Source organism: Saprospira grandis str. Lewin (assembly GCF_000250635.1).
GTDB classification, from domain to species: Bacteria; Bacteroidota; Bacteroidia; order Chitinophagales; family Saprospiraceae; genus Saprospira; species Saprospira grandis.
In genome coordinates this window covers 1613760-1631372 of record NC_016940.1, presented here as the reverse complement: position 1 = coordinate 1631372, position 17613 = coordinate 1613760, and the positions used below count along the sequence as shown (strand labels likewise).

Sequence of the window (17613 nt, the reverse complement as noted above, 5' to 3'; positions counted from 1 at the left end):
TAATTTAGCAAAGCGCTAAGATTATCCACTCCTAAGTTTTGGAGTTGTTTTAAAGAGCGACGTCCTTATAGCTGATCATGAATAATTTGGTGGTATTCAACACATTTTTAGATGGGATTTTCTCAGCATAGGAAAAAATAATTTAGCAAAGCGCTAAGATTATCCACTCCTAAGTTTCGGATCTGTTTTTAAATGAGTTCTTGAACTCATTTAAGAGCGACGTCCTTATAGCTGATAATGAATAATTTGGTGCTATTCAACGCATTTTTAGATGGCATAGCAGGGCTATGGCAGAAAAAAATAAGGCAGAAGAGCGCAAAATTAGCATTCCTCAGCAAGGACCGTTGTTTTTAAATGAGTTCTTTGTATATTCGTAAGTCTCAAGTTAATTTCACAGAAAAATAATAATCATCATGTATAAGTGGATACTTAGTTTTGCTCTTCTTGCCTTTTTATTTATTGGCCAAGAAGCTAGCGCCCAAGATAGAGCAGCTGCTGCACCTGCTGCCAACACAACTGTAGTCGCCAACCCCATTAGCGATTTGCTAGACCTTCTTCGCAAGGATTATCAGGCTACTGCAGAATTGGTCGATGTAGCCAACCGTTCTGCTCAATATATTCCTACTCGCAACCATGAAAATTATGAGGCTTTTAAGGGGCTCTTTCTAAAAAAATTGAGCTATTACATGCCCGAAGCTGACCACAGTCGCCTCAAAACTGACGCTAAATTTGCCGATATTTTGCAGCGCTTGTACCGCCAAGCTGGCAGACGCTAAACTGCAAATTCTCCTTTTTGGACCATTTACTGGATTCTTCCCAAAAAGATACTAAATTTGTTGGCCTTCAACCCCTCAAAAGTTGAAGGCTGGCCTTTTTAGCGGAGACAGGGCCGAAGGCCCGCAGGCAATAGCCAAATTTAACCGCACTCACTTTTATAGTTTGCAGCAATTTAGCGCTAGTCGGCCCTATTTTTCTCGACCATAGCGAAGGCTATGCCCTCAAAAAATAGCTGGACTAGCACAAAATTCATAACAAAGATGGCCAAAGCAGCGCGATTAAATCTGGCTGAGGGATGGATAGTGGTGGCCCGAAGGGCCAGACCCAAGTTTTTTGAAGCGAAGCGAAAAAAACTGCAGGGCCGAGCAGACTTGCGAGCCACGACACAGCCCGACCCGGCCAAAGGCCGGGGCAGCCCCAAAAAAAATAGCAGAATATTCCAACAACTCCAGTATCTCAATACCCATGGAAGAGCACTCTCTACCCGATGAGGAAAACCAAGAACAGGAACCTCAAAAAGAAGAACGAGAAGTCACTGCAGAAGAACTGCAGGTCTTTAATGAGGAACTTATGCCTCAAATTAATGCCTTGTACAACTTTGCCTATCACCTGACTTACAATGAAGATGATGCAAATGACCTGGTACAAGAAACTTATCTCAAGGCCTATCGGTTTATACATCGATATCAGCCCGGAACCAATGCCAAAGCTTGGCTCTTTAAGATTCTGAAAAATGCCTTCATTAATCAGTATCGCAAAAAGAGTAAACGTCCGCAAAAGGTGGATTATGAGGACATTGTGAGCTATCATGACACCGAAGATGCTAGTTATGTAGATTTCATGGACCTCCGCCAAGAAATCTTTCAAGGCATGATTGGCGATGAGGTAACCACCGCAATCAATTCTCTAGCTGTAGATTTTCGCACCGTCATTTTGCTCTGCGATATTGAAGGCTTTACCTATGAGGAAATTGCCAAAATTATTGATGTTCCTATCGGTACGGTGCGCTCGCGTCTGCACCGCGCTCGTAATATGCTCAAAGAGCAGCTGCGTAGCTATGCCGAAAAGTTAGGGTATAAGGATTATAGAGGCCAAAAAAATAAATAATTCGCTTTTAACAAACCGAAAACGAACTATTTAGGCGCTTTAAGCCGTTAGCAAGAAACTTCAAATTATCAGGCGCCTCTTAAAAGAAGGGGCGCTATTTGAAATAGATGCAAACTATTCTCAATTTACTAAAACAGTACAGTTATGAATGGACTAACTGAGAAGGAGTTCAACCGCCGTCTGGTCATGTACCTAGATGGGGCCCTCGCTCCAGAAGAAAGCCGCAATTTTTTAGATGCCATTATGGAATCTCCCGAACAACTCGCCAAATTGGAACAGGAGAAATCCTTTAGAGAATTTTTACGCAAAAAAGTGGGCCGGAGAAACGTCTCCTCGGCCTTGGTGCAAAGTATTAAAACCAAAATTAGCGACCCCAGTACTTCCTCCTATTGATCCTATCTTTTACTGTATAGAGGCAGCATCTCGCCCGAGATCTGGTCGCATCCTCTGCAACAGTTTCCCTATTATAAAAAGAGACGAGCCTCAGCCCGTCTCTTTTTTTGTTTTATTGCTTGACTACCAACTGCGAAACAGGCAAAAATCCTTGGCCCGATAAACGCAAAATATAACTGCCAGAAGGCAAATTGCCTAGGTCAAATTCATATTGGGCTGCTTGCCCCTCTAAAGGAAATTCTCTCAGCTTCTGTCCGGCCAAACCATAGAGCTCTGCCCGCTCCAAACTGGCCCCCTTGGGCAAAATTGGCGCTACCGTAAAACGCTGCTGTACAGGATGCGGATAGAGTTGTAGCTGCAGCTTTTCGGGACTTTCTGCCGCTAGGCGCTGGCTTTTAGAGGCAAATAGACTTTTGGCCAAATGCAATTGGTTAGACTCCCAAAAGCGGTCATGAGAATAGACCATGACCATTTCTTGCTCCGAAAAGGCAATTTGACTAAAATCGCTGGGCAAGGGAATAGATTCTTGCGCTACCCATTCTTCCGATAAACTGCTGCGCTCAAAAATGAGCAATTCGCGCTGCGCATTATTGCAAACAAAACGCAATCCATCATGCGATAGATGCCCGGGCTCTATATCAGCCCCTTCTATCAGCACATCCTCAAATTGGTAGTGGCCTGGAAAAGCCCCCAACTTGAAGCGCAAAATTTGTTGGCCGTTGCTTCCAGAGTGATAAACATAAAGTTCTCCTAAATCTTGAGTTAAGCTAGGAGCCGAAATGAATTCTAGATCGGCAACACCTTCCAAGCTAAGGATAGCCGCAGCCGTCGAAAATTCTTCTTTTTTATTTTTCCGCTGAGAGAAATAAAGGTCAATTTTACCTTCTTCTCTTACTGTATGCACCGCAGTCAACTCATCTTCAGATAGCCAAATAGACATATTATCTAGCCCTTCCATATTTAGGCCCATGACTTTGGCTGGACCAAAAGGCGTTTCTAAATTGGGCCGCTCGGCTTGCACAATTTTATCCTGCCCCTCAAAAGTTTGGGTCCAAAATAAACGCAAACCATCCCGAGATAACCAAGGGTAAGCATCGGTGCTGCCCTCCATATTGACCTCCTTGAGGTTGCGGGCGGCCTGCAAACCAGCATAGCTAAAATCACTGTTTTCCTCTGCTATGGGCAGCAAAAAATCAGCCTCTTGCTGGCTTTCATATTCAATAAAATCAGGCGCTTCTAAGCGGGGAAGCTGCGCCCAGCTGGCCAGCGAAAACAAACTGGCTGCAAATAATAAGATTGGCTTTTTCATAAGACAACGATTTTGAGGTAAATACCCATTTGCTCAATGGGTTAGGGGCTATCTATCTAGATGTTTAGTTTTTAAATTTTGGTGTTTTGAGGATTATTTTTTTGGGGCTGCCCCTTCCGCTAGGTTAAAACCCAGCGCAAAGCGGCATCGCTTTGCGAAGCGATACAAAATGAGGGTTGAAACCCTCATGAATGATCGGTCGGGTCGGGCTGTGTCGTGGCTCGCAGGTCTGCTCGGCCCTGCGCTTTTTCGCTGCGCTCAAAAGCTGGGGCTGGCCTTCGGCCACCACTATCCATCCCTCAGCCAGATTTAATCGCGCTGCTTTGGCCATAGTTTGTTATGAATTTTGTGCTAGTCCAGCTATTTTTTGAGGGCATAGCCTTCGCTATGGTCGAGAAAAATAGGGCCGACTAGCGCTAAATTGCTGCAAACTATAAAAGTGAGTGCGGTTAAATTTGGCTATTGCCTGCGGCCCTTTGGGCCTGTAGGGCGCAGAAAAAAGCCCCGCCGCAATTTTGCGGCGGGGCTCTATTTTAATCAATATGTGGAATTTCGACCAGTAGGGCGGCGCAACTGCCTTTGCCGCTAAATTTCATTTGGCCATTGCTGCCCAAACTATACTTTAGGGCCGAATCATCGGCTAGTTTTGGACCAAGGACCGCCTTGAGGCGGCTCTTGAAACTCAGTTTGCTGCTTTGCTGCTTGAGCTGTCGGCAAACTTGATCAATATCCAAGGGCTCTTGCGAATAAATGATGCACAAAAAATCAGTACCCACCTGCCCATTTAGGCGAAGGTGTTTTTCTTCATTGGGTAGGGGCACCTCATTCTTTTGGTAATTGAGTAAGGGACTTACATTGGGCTTATGGGGGAAAACCACAAAAGGCTTATGCCGCAAATCATCGCCAATGGCATAGACATAGGCTGGGGCTTGGTTGCCAATATACATTCTGAAGCGGGTCCCTGAGCGATAAGAAGACTTTAGGCGAAAGCTACTTTTATCGGCTTGGATGCGAGCCTGCATCGCTTGGCCCTCATAGCCTTCTAGGCGGAGGCTGCCGGCTAGCTCTCTTTTTGCGGGAGCTTTGGCAGGCTCGCCTACAATTTCGATAGCCTGATAAAAGAAGGCGGGAAAATCTTTATACTTTACCCAAATTCGGCCATTGCCGCCCCAGGAAGTACCCCAAGAATTTTGGACCAAAAAGGCTCCCCCATATTTATCATCATCATAGCCAATGAGGCAAACGGCATGGCGGCCATGCGGGTTGCTTGGCGACTCTTCAGCAGATTCGGTGGGTTTCCATAGATCTGATTTGGCATACATAAAAGAATTGGGGCAAATCATAGAAACGGCAATAGGGTAGCCTTCGGACAGGCTTTTTTTGGCCTTGGCCACCTTTTGTTTGTCTGTGGTGCCGTCATTTTTGTCCCAAAGGCGGACATAATCCTTAATCTTAAAATTTTTGGCGGCATCATAGGCTTGTTGGGGGAGTTTATTGCCATTATAGCAATGGGCCTTAAAGTCTTTATATTTGGGTACGCCATAAACCTTCATATTTTCGGCACAGCGAGAAAGGTAAGCGCCCCAGCAATTTTTGCTAGAAGAGCTTAGGCGATAGAGAAAGCCATAAGAAAAGATATTATCGTCGATAGTTTTGGTATCGGTCCAGCCATTGGCCTTTGCTTCTAGGATAGAGCGGGCGGTATAGGCCGTGGCCCAGGCTGCGCAGGTTCCATAATTTCCTTGGCTACCGGGAGTGGGGGCCCATTTGGCCAAAGAAGCGCTAGAGCCTACCGAGCGGTAGAGTGATTTTGTTTGTTCGGCTTTGACGGGAATATCGTCATAATCGGGATCGGGTTCTAGGGGGATGCCCGTGGTATAGGGTTGGGCCAAAAGGCTGCAGGACAGGGCCAAAAAACTGAGGCAGGCAAAGAATAACTTATACATAGGATTTGGTTAGAAGTGGAAAATAGGGCCTCCTTAGCGGCCGAAGGCCGAACGGCTGAGGGATAGACAGCAGTGGCCCGGAGGGCCAGACCCAGCCGCCGAAGGCGGCGCAGGGCCGAGCGAGCAGCGAGCTGCGACATAGCCCGACCCGAGCCGATAGGCGAGGGGCAGCCCCAAAAAAACAGCAGTAACTAGCGTTTTCTGAAGACGAAATTTCCGCCTTCATCGCCAGTTTGGGGGAGCACGCCAAACTGCGGGACGTGATTATTGGGGCTATTGTAGATAACGGCGGGTTTAATTTTGGAGTAGAGATTTTCGGCGGTGAAGCAGCTAGCATCATTTTGGCCCAGCATTTTGATAAAATACTTGAAGAAAATGCTGTTATCGGGCACTACCGTATTGGCTCCGCTAGTGATGGCGCGGCGGCTTTTGAGCTTGGCCATTTCCTCGCAGGCGAACTCCTCCATATTGCGGAAGCCGCCGGTAAAAATGGATCCACTAAAGCAGGCATCGGCGACCACCAGGGTGTGTTTGGCCTTCATGGCATTCATATAATCGCGGAGTTCGGCATTAGAGAGCCAATTGCTGCGGCTATTCTTTTTAGAATCTTTGGGGAGCCAGTAGCCCACCTCATTTTTCACGATACCGTGGCCAGAATAGTAGACCAAAAGGTTGTCGTCATCGGTTAGGCGGTCTTGTAGGTAGACCAATTTATTGAGAATTTCCTCCTTTGTGGGATTTTTGAGAAAATGGACATCGCCGGGTTCAAAAGTATAGGTTTGCGTAAGGACCTTTTGGAGTTCGGTAGCGTCATCGATGGGTTTTTCGAGATCAGAGATGGCAAAATCGTCATAATTTTCTACGGCGATAATGAGGGCGTGATAATTTCCGCTACTAGAGGCTTTATATTCGATAATGCGTTTTTCGGAGCGCATTTCGTGTTTATTGGTTTGGACCTGAATAACGAGTTCGTTGCGTCCTTCTTGGAGGCGGACCGTTTCGGAGAGGCTGCGGTCGCAGTCATCTTCTAGGCCAAATCCTCTAGCGCTAAAGCTTTTTCCGTTGAGCAGAAGTTTTACCGAAGTGATCTTCAATTCGGAGTTGATACAAGCCTTCACCTCATAGACGGGGTCTGTACTAGCGGTATAGGCTTTATAGGGGTAATCCCAGCTAACCGAGGGGGGCGAAGTTTCCTTCATTTGGGCTTTAGCTTGGGCCAGGCCTTTTTTGTAGACGGGTTCTTGGGGGTTAATGTTTAGTGCTTTTTGGTAATCCTTGGCGGCGGCTTCAAAATTGCCTAGGCATTCTTGGGCCATAGCGCGGTCGCCATAATAGAAAGCGTCCTTAGTTTTGGCCATACGTTCGGCCGTATTAAAATCGTCTAGGGCTTTATTGCATCGGCCGAGGCAGAGGTAGATTGCGGCTCGGCTGTGGTAGCTATGTTCATCGGCTTCTAGTTGGATGGCTGAATTGACATCATTGAGGGCGGTTTGGCATTGGCCGAGGAGATATTTGGCCCAGGCGCGGTTATTATAGCAATTCGCGTTATTGGGGTGGAGCTTGAGGGCCTCGGTATAGTGGCGGATAGCTAGATCGTAATTTTTTGCATTGAGGGCTTTATTTCCGGCAGTATAATGGTCTTGGAAATAATCCTTACGATTTTGGGGTTCATAATTAAAGTGCAGTTGGCTAATGCGGTAATTTTTATCCCAGTTCGTTTTGATATAATTGGCGGGAAAGGTGGTTTGGGCCATACTAACTTCATTCTGGGCCTTTTTGAGTTTAGACATGACGACCAGCCATTGGCCATCGCCATAGGTGATGCCTGTAATATTGAAGCCCTTGCCATAATTTTCTTGAATCCATTCGGCGGGGTAGCTGGCTGACCAGCGGAAAGTTTGTTGGCGGAACTGAGCGCCTTTAGAGAGAACGCCCACCCATTGGCCTTGGCCGTAGGCTAGATCAATGATATACTTACCGGCCTTCCATTGTTGTTCGATATAGGTTTTAATTTCGTCGAAGCTATTTTTTTTGGCCCAGCCTTCTTGTTCAAAGCCAGCGCCACGGCTCATGACTACGATCCATTGTTCATCGGCAAACTCGATATCGGTAATATCGAAGCCTTCGCTCCATTTACGGTCGATCCAGTCATTGGGGAAGTCGGTACTTCGGTAGAAAGTTTGTTGTTTATAATTTTTCTGCGTCATAACGACCCACCAAGCCTCGCCATCAAAGGCGATATTGCTCATAAATTTTCCTTGGTTCCAATGCTTTTTGACAAAGTCGGTAGGGAATTCGCTGCTCTTTTCGTAGGCTTGCAGCGATCTGCTCGGACTCATAGAAATGGCCCAACTATCATTTTGGGCATAGAGGCCATTTAGGCCAAGAAAGAAGCTAAAGAGGATGAAAATAGTGCGCATGTTCTTATAAAGTTTTGTTTTGGCAGAATGAAGTCCTTGGGCTTTGCTAGAGATCTACAAAGAAAGTGCTATTTTTTAATAGAGCGGCTAAGAAGATGGCTGCAAGGAATTTAAAATACTCAGGAGATGCGAATTTTATACAGTTTACTCTTAATTTTTTGGGCTTGTTCGCTTCAGGCACAGTATGAGCCGCCCGAACATTCGCGGCTGAATTATCATCCGCGGCGGGTGTTTAGTGTAGAGTTGGTGAGTACCTTTAATGTGGGGCCTTCTCAGAGCAGCTTTATGTACTTTAATACTCAATATAGCCTTTGGCAGCGACCTTTACAGCAACTCAACTTACAAACGGGGATGGGGTTGGGTTTTATGCGTAACAACTATGGAAAAATGGTAGCGATGTCTGTTCCCTTGCGCCTATTATATGCTTATGGCCGGCAGGGGCACTTTATAGAGGCGGGTTTGGGAGCCAACTTAAATCTGGGCTACTCCTTAGCCGATGGGGGAAACCTTGTGCCAGTGGCCTTACCTTCTTTGGGGTATCGCTATCAAATTCCGAAGGCGGTTTTTTTTCATGCCTACTTAGGGCTGCAGTATCATCCAAAATTGGGGGCGAGTCCCTTAATTGGTATAGCAGTTGGGTATGACTACTAGAGCAGTAGCTTTTGCTTACTTTTGTTTTTTTGCACTACAATATAAAAGAGATGAAATCATATTACTACAGTTTAGTACTCAGTATTATTATGCCCATAGGTTTGTGGGGGCAGAGTTATATTAAGCATACCGAAAGTGATCGGGTAAAAGCCATACGGGAGAACATACAAGTGTTGAGTAATGGCAAGGGGGATTTTTGGACCGAGGTGGGCGTTAAAAAGGGCTGTGAATATGTAGAAGAGGCCATTTTTTTGGATCGGGGCGATCATATTACCTTTTTGATGCAAGACCAGACGATGCCTTTTGAGGGGAGTTTTTCTTCTGAAAGTGAAGAAATTATGAAAATACAGCCCGAACAGAAGGGCGATAAATTTCGCTTTAAGTCGACTTATACGATTAAAGAAGCGGGAGATTATTTTTGGCGCTTTACGGCCCTAGACAAAAAGGACTATTTGGTGACCCCTGAGCTACTGCTCATTTTGGCCAAAAAGGACTGGGCCAAATATCGAGATGCCCAGGACTTTGGCGAGCAACTAGAGTTTTTATTGGCTATTTCAGAAACCTTATTTATTCCCATTCAGGGAGATTTTATTGATAAGGATATTAAGGGCAGCCGATATGAAACGACCTATTTGTTTCAGGGCAAAGAGGGGACTATGGAGATTACGCCCAAGGGCTACGTCTATCGTTGCAATTTATATGAGGGCGAAAAACAAGACCTAGCCGCTCAGGCCAGAGATCAGGCGGCCAAGCAGGTAAAAAGAGCGTTAGGAACAAACTGCTTGAGAGGAGGAACGGAAACGACTAAGGCCCCTTACTCTTTGCTCAAGGAATACTATGAGCTACATTATGAGGCTTGTAGTCTAGAAGATGTAGAGGTGAATTTATACCACTACAAAAGAAGAGATGACTATTTTGTACAGCTAGAAATTGTGCATAAGAAGTAGGAGAGAGGCGGCCCTTGGGCCGCCTTTGGCCTTTAGGCCAAAACGGCTGAGGGATAGAAAGCAGTGGCCGTAGGCCAGACCTAGTTTTTTGAGCGCAGCGAAAAAAACGCAGGGCCGAGCAGACCTGCGAGCTGCGACATAGCCCGACCCAGCCGAAGGCTGGGGCAGCCCCAAAAAATAGGAAAAGAAAAAAAAATAGGTTGACTCTTTCTAAAATGTTAAATTTGCAGGAGCATTAATTGAGTTTATCTACTTTATTTAGAATCGCAAAGAATGAGACCCATACACTACATCTACCTCTTTTTATTGACACCCATTTTAGTATTGGGGCAAGATGCAGCCAAATATAAAGCTTTTGAGGCCCGTTATATGGAGGCCTATAGACAAAGCCAGTATGCCCAATCTATAGCCATTATAGATTCGGCTTTGCTTGCTTTGGAGACAGAGCCGGGACGGCAAGGCTGGAAAGATAGTTTGAGTTGGAGTTTTACGGGCAGTAAGATGGTGTTGCAATATAACTTAGGCCAATACAAGGCAGTTCAGAAGACATTAATGACGGCTAAAAGCCAGGTAGAGCGCTTAGATCAGGGTAAAAAGGGGGTGCATTTGGCCGAATGGCTAGGACTGAGGGCCAAGCTCTATTTGGCCGAAGACAACTTTGAACAGGCAACGGCTAAACAACTCGAAGCCAAAGCTATTTTTGAGCAGCTGAAGCTGGAAGCTACTCCTCAATATATTACGCTGATTAACAATATAGCCGTGGTTTACCTAAAACAAGCAAAGTATGATTTGGCTGCTGATTTTTTTAGACAAAGTATTGCCCTAGAACGTAAACACAATGATGCTAAAGGAGAACCTTATGCTCGGTCTTTGTATAATGTAATGGCTATAGAGGAAAAGGCTGGGCAGTATACAAAAGCTGAACAAACGGCCAACCTCATCTTGAAAATTATGGAGGAAGTAGGGCGAGAAAATGAATTTTATCTAAAAATCATGATAGCAAAGGGAGGGGTGTTAGAAAGAAAAGAAGCCTTTGCTAAAGCAAAAGAAGTTTATTTAACCGCTTTGGCCCTAGCCAAGCGTAAACAATATGATCAGCTTATCCCTTCTATCACTTTCAATTTAGGTAAGGCTTGTATGGCCGAGCAGGATTATCTGGCTGCTGAAACTTATTATAAAGCGGCTTTGGGACAGCCCAAGGGAATGATGAGGCAGACTGTTTTATCTAGCTTGCTTAAGCTATATATTGTACAAGAAGATTATCAACAGGCCGAGAATTATCTAGAACAATATAGAGCCGAAGTTGCTGCCGTTTTTGCCCCAAAAACAGTCAAATACATCCAAAGCCTAAAATATGTAGCCCGCCTAGGAGTTGCCAAAGGAGATTTTGATGCTGCAGAAGCGGCTATCCTTCAACATTTGGAATTAAACAGTACCCAAGAAAAACACTTTGATTTAGACCAACTGGCCGGCCTAGATATAAATTATTTTCTCGACCTAGGCGAACTGTCTAGAATTCTCTTTATCGCTAAAGATTTAGAAATCAAACGCTACCAAGAAAGCAAAGCGCCCGCTAGCCTCAAGCGCCTGCTAATCATAGATAGCCTTCATGCCGAAACCCTAGCCAAAGAAAGAGAAATGGCCCAATTAGAGCAAGATCGCCTACGCTCGCTAAAGGTGAGCTCGGCCACTTACCAACGGCTAATGAAATGGGCGCATCTGGACCAACAGGCCGCAGAGCAGCTGCTCGCTATTTCAGAAAAAGATAAATCTACGCTCCTCCTCGAAAGCCAAAATGAACGCATCGCTTATAGTAAAAAATTACTGCCCAAAAATGAACAGGAAAAGCAAAAGGGCATCAAAAAACAATATCGTCAAATCCTAAAGGCTTATCGGTCTACCGAAGAAAAAGCAAAGAAAGATAGCCTACTCGTTTTGCTCAATGACCAAATCTGGGAAATGGAGGAACACAAACGGCATCTGTTTAAGCAATATCCCGATTATGTCGATTATAAGTTTGGGCATAAACGCTTGCAGCTAAAGCAGCTCCAAAAAGATTTAGGTCCCAAACGAGCCGCTATCGAGTATTTCCTAACAGATAGCAGCTGCTTTGTTTTTTACCTCGATCATCAAGAGCTCCGATATGTAGAGCAAAAAATCAATGCTAAGGAATTGGCCCAGCAGCTCATGGATTTGCAAAGAATGCTGCTTTCCTACAAACAGGTCCTTTCTGGCAATGAGGAGGTTTTTCTGAATTATAGCCAAAAAGCCCATCAGCTCTACCAATTGCTGCTAGCGCCCGTTCTCCAAAACCCAAAGAGAACAGTTAAACAATTACTGATTATTCCCGATAAAGAATTGGCCTATATCCCCTTTGAAAGCTTGCTGATGCTGCCCGCTAAGGAAACAGATAATTATAATAGCTTGGCCTATCTGATTAAACGATATGCGATTAGCTACTCTTTCTCGCTAGAGCTTTGGCAACATAACCAAAATACCTCTTTCCAAGAGAATAATGGCCAAATGCTAGCCATGGCCGCTAACTACCAAGAAGGCGATACCATTAGCCTGAATAATAAACGCAGCCAATTAACGCCCCTAAAACTAGCCGAAGAAGAGGTCAAAAAACTGGCTACGCTCTTTGAGGGCCGCTTCCTCTTTGGCCAAGATGCCCAAGAAGAACGATTTATTAAGGAGGCCAAAAAGTACCGCTTTATTCATCTCGCTATGCACGGCCTGATGAATAGAGAACAACCCAGCCTTTCGGGCCTAGCTTTTACCCCCGATAGCGATAGCCTAGAAGATGGCTTTTTGCAGGCGATAGAAATTTTAAATCTAGACCTCAAAGCCGATTTAGTGGTCCTTTCAGCCTGCGAAACCGCCTACGGCGAGTTTCAAGCAGGCAATGGAACCGCCTCTTTGGCTACGGCTTTTATCAATGCAGGGGTGCCCGCTCTTCTGGTCAGCCTCTGGCAGGTAGATGATGCCGCAACTTCCATGATTATGCAGGACTTTTATCAGCAATTGGATGCTGGCCTGAGCAAAAGCGAGGCGCTCCGACAAGCAAAACTCAATTATCTGGCCGCCAATAAAGGCCCTATGGCTCATCCCGCTTTTTGGTCGCCCTTTATCCTTATGGGCAATGATAAAAAACTAAATCTGCCCCCCTCCAACCCCTTTTTGCCCTTTGCCATTGGCGGAATTATGCTCTCCGCCGGAGGCGCTTTTTTGCTCCGCCAAAAAAGAAAGAACCGAAGCAAAGAGAAAGCCGCCTAGTTGGTCTAGCTAAACCTTATTTTACTCTAAAAGTTAGTAAACTCTTGATCGGGAGACTTATCTTAGATGAGTCTCCCCATTTTTTGGCTTCAACCCGATTTTTCTATGGCTGCCGTCCTCCTCTTTTTTCGCCTCTTTTTCGAGGCCTGCTTTCTAGCTCTCCAACAGCTTTTTGGCAATAAACTCCGTACCCTGCTTTCCCTGCTCGGCATTACGATCGGTATCTGGTGCGTGATTATGGTCTTCTCCGCAGTCGATTCCCTAGAGTATAGTATCCGCAAAAGCTTTGAGCAGCTAGGCGATGATGTGGTCTACGTCAATACGATGCCCTGGGGCGAAGACCCCAGAGAGAATTACTGGAAGTATATGCGCCGCCCCGAACCCTCTTACCGAGATTTTGAAGCCATTCAAGCCAATTGTCAAACCGCTGGAAAAACTTCTTTTAGTGTCTTTATTGGCGGCAGCAATACGGAGTCTAAGCTGGGACAGGCCGCTGGGGTGTTCTATATGGGCGTGACCCCCGATTATAAAGATATCTTTGGCCTAGAGTTCGAACAAGGCCGATACTTTACCCCAAATAGCTTTTTTAGAGGCCAAAATGAGGTGGTGATCGGCTATGAGGTCTATAAGGCGCTTTTCCGTGAAGGGGAGTCCGCTCTGGGCCGCTGGATTAAGTCTAAAGGACAAAAACTTAAGGTGGTGGGGGTGCTCAAAAAAGAAGGAAAGGACCTCATTAATCCCATTAATTTCGATAATGTTGCCATCATCCCCTACAATACGGCCCGCAAGTATATTAACCTAGGCCGCTCGGCCATGAACCGCGGCCGTAGCTCTATTTCCGTAAAAGCCGAAACAGAGGTAGATGTAGAAGCCCTCAAAACTGAATTGGTGGGGGTGCTCCGCGCTAGCCGCCGTCTGCCCCCAAAAGAAGAGGACAATTTTGCCCTCAATACGCTCTCTATTCTCTCCAATTTTCTCAGCAGCATTTTTGGCGTCATTAATCTAGCAGGCCTCTTTATTGGCGGCTTTGCCATTATCGTGGGCGTCTTTTCGGTGGCCAATATCATGTTCGTTTCCGTAAAAGAACGCACCAACCTGATCGGCGTGAAAAAAGCCCTAGGCGCCAAGCGCTATATGATCCTCATGGAGTTCCTGATCGAGTCTATTTTACTCTGCCTCTTTGGTGGGGCTATCGGCCTCCTCTTTGTCTACCTGGCAGCCCTAGCCGTTACCCATTTTGCCGATTTCCCCATCTTTTTATCTAGCTATAATGCTATTCTCGGCCTCAGTATTGCCGCCTTTTCTGGCGTGATCGCAGGCATTATTCCCGCCTATTCTGCCTCTAAAATGGAAGCCGTAGAAGCTATGCGTGCCGGACGATAATGAGGTTTTGGGGCCTCCGCTGCGGCTTCGCCTTGCGGCGGTTACTCCCTTCGGTCGTCGAACTGCGGACTAAAGTCCTTGTTGTCGTTGCGGGGCTCGCTGTTATTTTGGGGCCTCCGCTGCGGCTTCGCCTTGCGGCGCTACGTTTCGGGGCTCGCTGTTCGCTCGGCCCTGCAGCCGCCTTCGGCGGCTTTGGTCTGGCCTTCGGCCACCCCTGCACATCGCTAGGCCTTTTGGCCTTCGGCCTGCGGCGGCTTCGCCGCCTCTAGGACCGCATAAAAAAGCCCAGCAGATAACTAATCTGCTGGGCTTTTGACAATCTGCAGCCAAGCTATTGCTTCACAAATTTAGTTTGATAAAACTGTTGATCATCTGTTCGCAAATATAAGATGTACATGCCCTTGGGCAAGTCTCGAACAGAAAAGTGGTTTTGATGCAGCTGAAAATGACGAACTTCCTGCCCCGCCAAATTATAAATGCTAAGATTCAATGCGCCATTTAGCGCTATATCTAGCCAAAGCTCATCCTGCGCAGGATTCGGAAATACCCGCACTTCTTTTGCTGCTGAAATACCCGACTCCGTTCTGAAAATATTGCTGATGATGTTATCAACAAGGGTATCATTATAGGTTTCGCTAAAAACTAGTCGGCCACGAAGACTGTCTTGATAGAAAAATAGCTGTTTATGGACATAGCCGTCAATGGGCAGAGGACAGGTCGTTTCAGAGACCTCGGGATGAAAACTCTCAAAACTACCTATGTATTTGATGACTGGATCGAATCGGAAAGACTCAAAGCTGCCAGAACTTAGGTGGTAACGATCAAAGATAAGCTGGTTAAAAGTATCCTGAGAGAGGCTGTCTATATAGAGCGTATCTTGGTCCGGAAAGTTAGGGAGGCTATCACAAGTTGAACGCGGATTGCGAACAACCAAAGAATCGCCCTGCACGGCATTAAAATCAAACTTGAGGATAAAGCTATTGCTAGTAGGATCATAAAAATAAAGACTGTCATTAGACATATATTCATACTCATAGCCTATCTGGCTCTCCGATCTGCCCTGACCGACAGTTGGCCCTATATAATTGACACGGCTAAGGGCTATTTTCTTAACCGCTTGGTTTAGAAGCACAGTATCTTTCTCATAAGTATATTTTAGATAGCTATCTGGCCCCCAAGCCGAGACCGAATAGACCCAAGTCGCCCCAGGAGGGCACCAAGCAGCCGTATCTGCTTGCTGGGCTTTTGTGACATTGAAAAACATGAAAAGAGAAATGAAAAGTAATAAATACCTCATTAGAATTGTATTTAGAAGTTTAAGATAATGGCAAATGTAATCCTTTTTGAAAAAAAAACAATTTAAAGTTAATGCCTTTGCTAGACTGGGCTGTTTTTGGGCTCAGAGTCTGTTTAAAATTTTGTGTTTCTCCTTTATGCTGCCTAGGGACAAGCCCCTAGGCTAGCTTTTTCAGACAGCCCTCTAAAGAGGGCCTTTGGATGAGTTTTTTCTTTGCCATAACAACTGAGCAAGGCCTTGTATATCAACAGTTGAGGCCCTTGTCAGGGCTGACTCCATTGGCTTAGCCTAGGGGCTTGTCCCTAGGCGATGATTGACCCTTTTTCTATTCTTCTGCTCCATGGCTACTGCGGCCATAGGTTTTAAAACAAGCTTTTAGCCGCTCATGGGCGCTAGCATAGCCAGGCAGACTACTATCGGCCAAGGCGCCCAGTAAATGATAGACCAAACTACTTTGGCTATAGGCCTCACTGCCTGCCAAGGCCGCACTATCTTTTAAGCGCTTCAACAACTGCTCTACCTTAATAATGAGCTGCTGTAACTGCTCGTATAGGGCCAAGTCTTTTGCAATTTCATCGGCCCCAACATGAGGCGGCAAAGGAAGCTCTACATAATTCATGACGCTCAAGGTCTCTTGGATAAAATGATGCAGCTTGACATTTATAAGTCTTAAGGATTGCTTTTCCTTTTTATCTAATTCCGTTAAAAAAGATAAGGTCTGTAAACAGTTGTCAAGTTGCTGCTCTACATCTTGCATCTCTTGATCTGTCAATACTTTGGAAATCCGATTGAAATTCAAATTGGCCATGTCGATCTGTTTTTTGTGATTTTTTCTAGTTAGAACTTTATGTATATGCTATTTATGCCAATATTGCTGCTATTGTTACCCAGTCGGCCCCCTTTTTTTAAAAAAAATAATGATGAATGACAGACTAATGATGTCTGGAGCATCATCAATGACAGCTGGGCTATGGTCAATGATGTCTGGAGCGTCATCAATGACAGTGGGGCTATGGTCAATGATGTCTGGAGCATTATCAATGATAGTAGGGCTATGGTCAATGATGTCTGGAGTATCATCAATGACAGTAGGGCTATGGTCAATGATGTCTGAAGCATCATCAATGACAGCTGGGCTATGGTCAATGATGCCTAGAGCATCATCAATGACCATTAAGCTATCGTTATTAGGCTCATCAACAAAGTTCGTTTAGTCCCTGATTTAACAAAGCATTAACGAATCTACTCAAGAGGGGGCTATTAATTGCTCAAGAGAAGAGGAATGCGGCCAGGCCTATATTGGCCCAGCGCTGCGGAGCGGGTGGCGCGCAGCGCCAGACCCAGGCGGCGGAGCCGCCGCAGGGCCGAGCAGCCTTGCGAGCCCCGCAGCATAGCGGCGGCCGACCTAGGCCGAAAGGCCTAGCCGGCCGCGGGCCCCAAAACCCCTTGAAAAAGAGCGGTTTTAAAATTTTTGTGCGATTTTTGGGTTGATTTTCAGTGGTTTAGAAAAGGGTAGTTGAAAAAACCCATAAAAAAGCTTCCGAATACAGAATAGGAATTGTACATTTGCAAGCGCTTTGGGCTAAAGTAGATTGTTTTTGTGCTCAAAAGCCGCTAATAAATTGATTACTAATATAAAATTATAGGAATTGTGGATACGCTGAGTTACAGAACACAGTCTGCAAAAAAAGAGACCGTAGAGCGCAACTGGTGGGTTGTGGATGCAGAGGGTAAAACCCTAGGTCGTCTTGCTTCTGAAATTGCCAAAGTACTAAGAGGCAAGCACAAAGCATGCTTTACTCCTCATGTAGATACAGGAGACTATGTGATCATCATCAATGCTGAGAAAATCAACTTGACTGGTCGCAAATTGCAAAAGAAAGTATATTTGACTTACTCTGGTTACCCTGGTGGTCAGAAGTCGGCTACAGCTGCAGAGTTGTTGGCCAAGCGTCCTCGCCGTGTGCTAGAGAATGCGATCAAAGGTATGTTGCCCAAGAACAAATTGGGTCGTGCCACTTTCAAAAAATTGTTTGTATATGAAGGTTCGGAGCATCCTCATCAGGCCCAGAAGCCTCAGCCTTTCGATCCTACTAATAAATAATAA

The 17613-nt window shown here is 45.6% G+C and carries 14 protein-coding genes; 8 read left to right on the top strand and 6 right to left on the bottom strand.

Annotated features, from left to right (window positions below; genetic code table 11):
- Window positions 1-413: 413 nt before the first annotated feature.
- The 3 genes from SGRA_RS07260 (at window position 414) to SGRA_RS07245 (ending at window position 2277) form a co-directional block, all read left to right on the top strand.
- Window positions 414-776 carry a hypothetical protein gene (locus SGRA_RS07260; RefSeq protein WP_015691988.1) on the top strand — a complete coding sequence of 121 codons (363 nt, stop codon included), beginning with the start codon at window positions 414-416 and terminating at the stop codon, window positions 774-776.
- Between the two features lie 466 nt (window positions 777-1242).
- Complete coding sequence (locus tag SGRA_RS07250; RefSeq protein WP_015691985.1) at window positions 1243-1884, top strand: sigma-70 family RNA polymerase sigma factor; 642 nt, start codon at window positions 1243-1245, stop codon at window positions 1882-1884.
- A 144-nt stretch (window positions 1885-2028) separates the two neighbouring features.
- On the top strand, window positions 2029-2277 hold the full coding sequence (locus tag SGRA_RS07245; RefSeq protein ID WP_015691984.1) for an anti-sigma factor: 249 nt from the start codon (window positions 2029-2031) through the stop codon (window positions 2275-2277).
- Between the two features lie 112 nt (window positions 2278-2389).
- On the opposite strand, the gene SGRA_RS07240 is transcribed toward SGRA_RS07245, so the two are convergent.
- The 3 genes from SGRA_RS07240 to SGRA_RS07225 form a co-directional block, all read right to left on the bottom strand.
- Window positions 2390-3586, bottom strand: a complete 1197-nt coding sequence (locus tag SGRA_RS07240; RefSeq protein ID WP_015691983.1) for a T9SS type A sorting domain-containing protein — start codon at window positions 3584-3586, stop codon at window positions 2390-2392.
- A 533-nt stretch (window positions 3587-4119) separates the two neighbouring features.
- Entirely contained in the window at window positions 4120-5532 is a 1413-nt protein-coding gene (locus SGRA_RS07230) for a C1 family peptidase (protein WP_015691980.1), read from the bottom strand.
- Between the two features lie 191 nt (window positions 5533-5723).
- Entirely contained in the window at window positions 5724-7952 is a 2229-nt protein-coding gene (locus SGRA_RS07225; RefSeq protein WP_015691979.1) for a DUF7477 domain-containing protein, read from the bottom strand.
- 126 nt (window positions 7953-8078) lie between these two features.
- Between SGRA_RS07225 and SGRA_RS07220 the strand changes: the two genes are divergently transcribed.
- From SGRA_RS07220 to SGRA_RS07205, 4 genes are all read left to right on the top strand, one after another.
- Window positions 8079-8603, top strand: a complete 525-nt coding sequence (locus tag SGRA_RS07220) for a hypothetical protein (RefSeq protein WP_015691978.1) — start codon at window positions 8079-8081, stop codon at window positions 8601-8603.
- A gap of 50 nt (window positions 8604-8653) precedes the next feature.
- Window positions 8654-9550, top strand: a complete 897-nt coding sequence (locus SGRA_RS07215) for a hypothetical protein (RefSeq protein ID WP_015691977.1) — start codon at window positions 8654-8656, stop codon at window positions 9548-9550.
- Between the two features lie 273 nt (window positions 9551-9823).
- Window positions 9824-12826 (top strand): CHAT domain-containing protein, encoded by a 3003-nt coding sequence (locus SGRA_RS07210; RefSeq protein WP_015691976.1) that lies wholly within the window; start codon window positions 9824-9826, stop codon window positions 12824-12826.
- 66 nt (window positions 12827-12892) lie between these two features.
- Entirely contained in the window at window positions 12893-14209 is a 1317-nt protein-coding gene (locus SGRA_RS07205) for an ABC transporter permease (RefSeq protein ID WP_015691975.1), read from the top strand.
- Between the two features lie 331 nt (window positions 14210-14540).
- On the opposite strand, the gene SGRA_RS07195 is transcribed toward SGRA_RS07205, so the two are convergent.
- The 3 genes from SGRA_RS07195 to SGRA_RS07185 form a co-directional block, all read right to left on the bottom strand.
- The gene (locus SGRA_RS07195) at window positions 14541-15506 is read right to left on the bottom strand and encodes a T9SS type A sorting domain-containing protein (RefSeq protein WP_015691974.1); all 966 of its coding nucleotides are present in this window, start codon (window positions 15504-15506) and stop codon (window positions 14541-14543) included.
- A gap of 325 nt (window positions 15507-15831) precedes the next feature.
- Window positions 15832-16314: a hypothetical protein gene (locus SGRA_RS07190; RefSeq protein ID WP_015691973.1), complete on the bottom strand. Its 483-nt coding sequence runs from the start codon at window positions 16312-16314 to the stop codon at window positions 15832-15834.
- Window positions 16315-16389: 75 nt separating this feature from the next.
- Window positions 16390-16680: a hypothetical protein gene (locus SGRA_RS07185; protein WP_041329542.1), complete on the bottom strand. Its 291-nt coding sequence runs from the start codon at window positions 16678-16680 to the stop codon at window positions 16390-16392.
- 477 nt (window positions 16681-17157) lie between these two features.
- Between SGRA_RS07185 and rplM the strand changes: the two genes are divergently transcribed.
- On the top strand, window positions 17158-17610 hold the full coding sequence (gene rplM / locus SGRA_RS07175) for a 50S ribosomal protein L13 (RefSeq protein ID WP_015691970.1): 453 nt from the start codon (window positions 17158-17160) through the stop codon (window positions 17608-17610).
- Window positions 17611-17613 lie beyond the last annotated feature (3 nt).

Bases quoted from the DNA above. Each gene is read 5' to 3' on its own strand.
- SGRA_RS07190 (WP_015691973.1), bottom strand. From the start codon at position 16,314: ATGGCCAATTTGAATTTCAATCGGATTTCCAAAGTATTGACAGATCAA.
- SGRA_RS07185 (WP_041329542.1), bottom strand. From the start codon at position 16,680: ATGGTCATTGATGATGCTCTAGGCATCATTGACCATAGCCCAGCTGTC.
- SGRA_RS07250 (WP_015691985.1), top strand. From the start codon at position 1,243: ATGGAAGAGCACTCTCTACCCGATGAGGAAAACCAAGAACAGGAACCT.
- SGRA_RS07260 (WP_015691988.1), top strand. From the start codon at position 414: ATGTATAAGTGGATACTTAGTTTTGCTCTTCTTGCCTTTTTATTTATT.
- SGRA_RS07215 (WP_015691977.1), top strand. From the start codon at position 8,654: ATGAAATCATATTACTACAGTTTAGTACTCAGTATTATTATGCCCATA.
- SGRA_RS07240 (WP_015691983.1), bottom strand. From the start codon at position 3,586: ATGAAAAAGCCAATCTTATTATTTGCAGCCAGTTTGTTTTCGCTGGCC.
- SGRA_RS07195 (WP_015691974.1), bottom strand. From the start codon at position 15,506: ATGAGGTATTTATTACTTTTCATTTCTCTTTTCATGTTTTTCAATGTC.
- SGRA_RS07205 (WP_015691975.1), top strand. From the start codon at position 12,893: ATGAGTCTCCCCATTTTTTGGCTTCAACCCGATTTTTCTATGGCTGCC.
- SGRA_RS07225 (WP_015691979.1), bottom strand. From the start codon at position 7,952: ATGCGCACTATTTTCATCCTCTTTAGCTTCTTTCTTGGCCTAAATGGC.
- SGRA_RS07220 (WP_015691978.1), top strand. From the start codon at position 8,079: ATGCGAATTTTATACAGTTTACTCTTAATTTTTTGGGCTTGTTCGCTT.
- SGRA_RS07230 (WP_015691980.1), bottom strand. From the start codon at position 5,532: ATGTATAAGTTATTCTTTGCCTGCCTCAGTTTTTTGGCCCTGTCCTGC.
- SGRA_RS07245 (WP_015691984.1), top strand. From the start codon at position 2,029: ATGAATGGACTAACTGAGAAGGAGTTCAACCGCCGTCTGGTCATGTAC.
- SGRA_RS07210 (WP_015691976.1), top strand. From the start codon at position 9,824: ATGAGACCCATACACTACATCTACCTCTTTTTATTGACACCCATTTTA.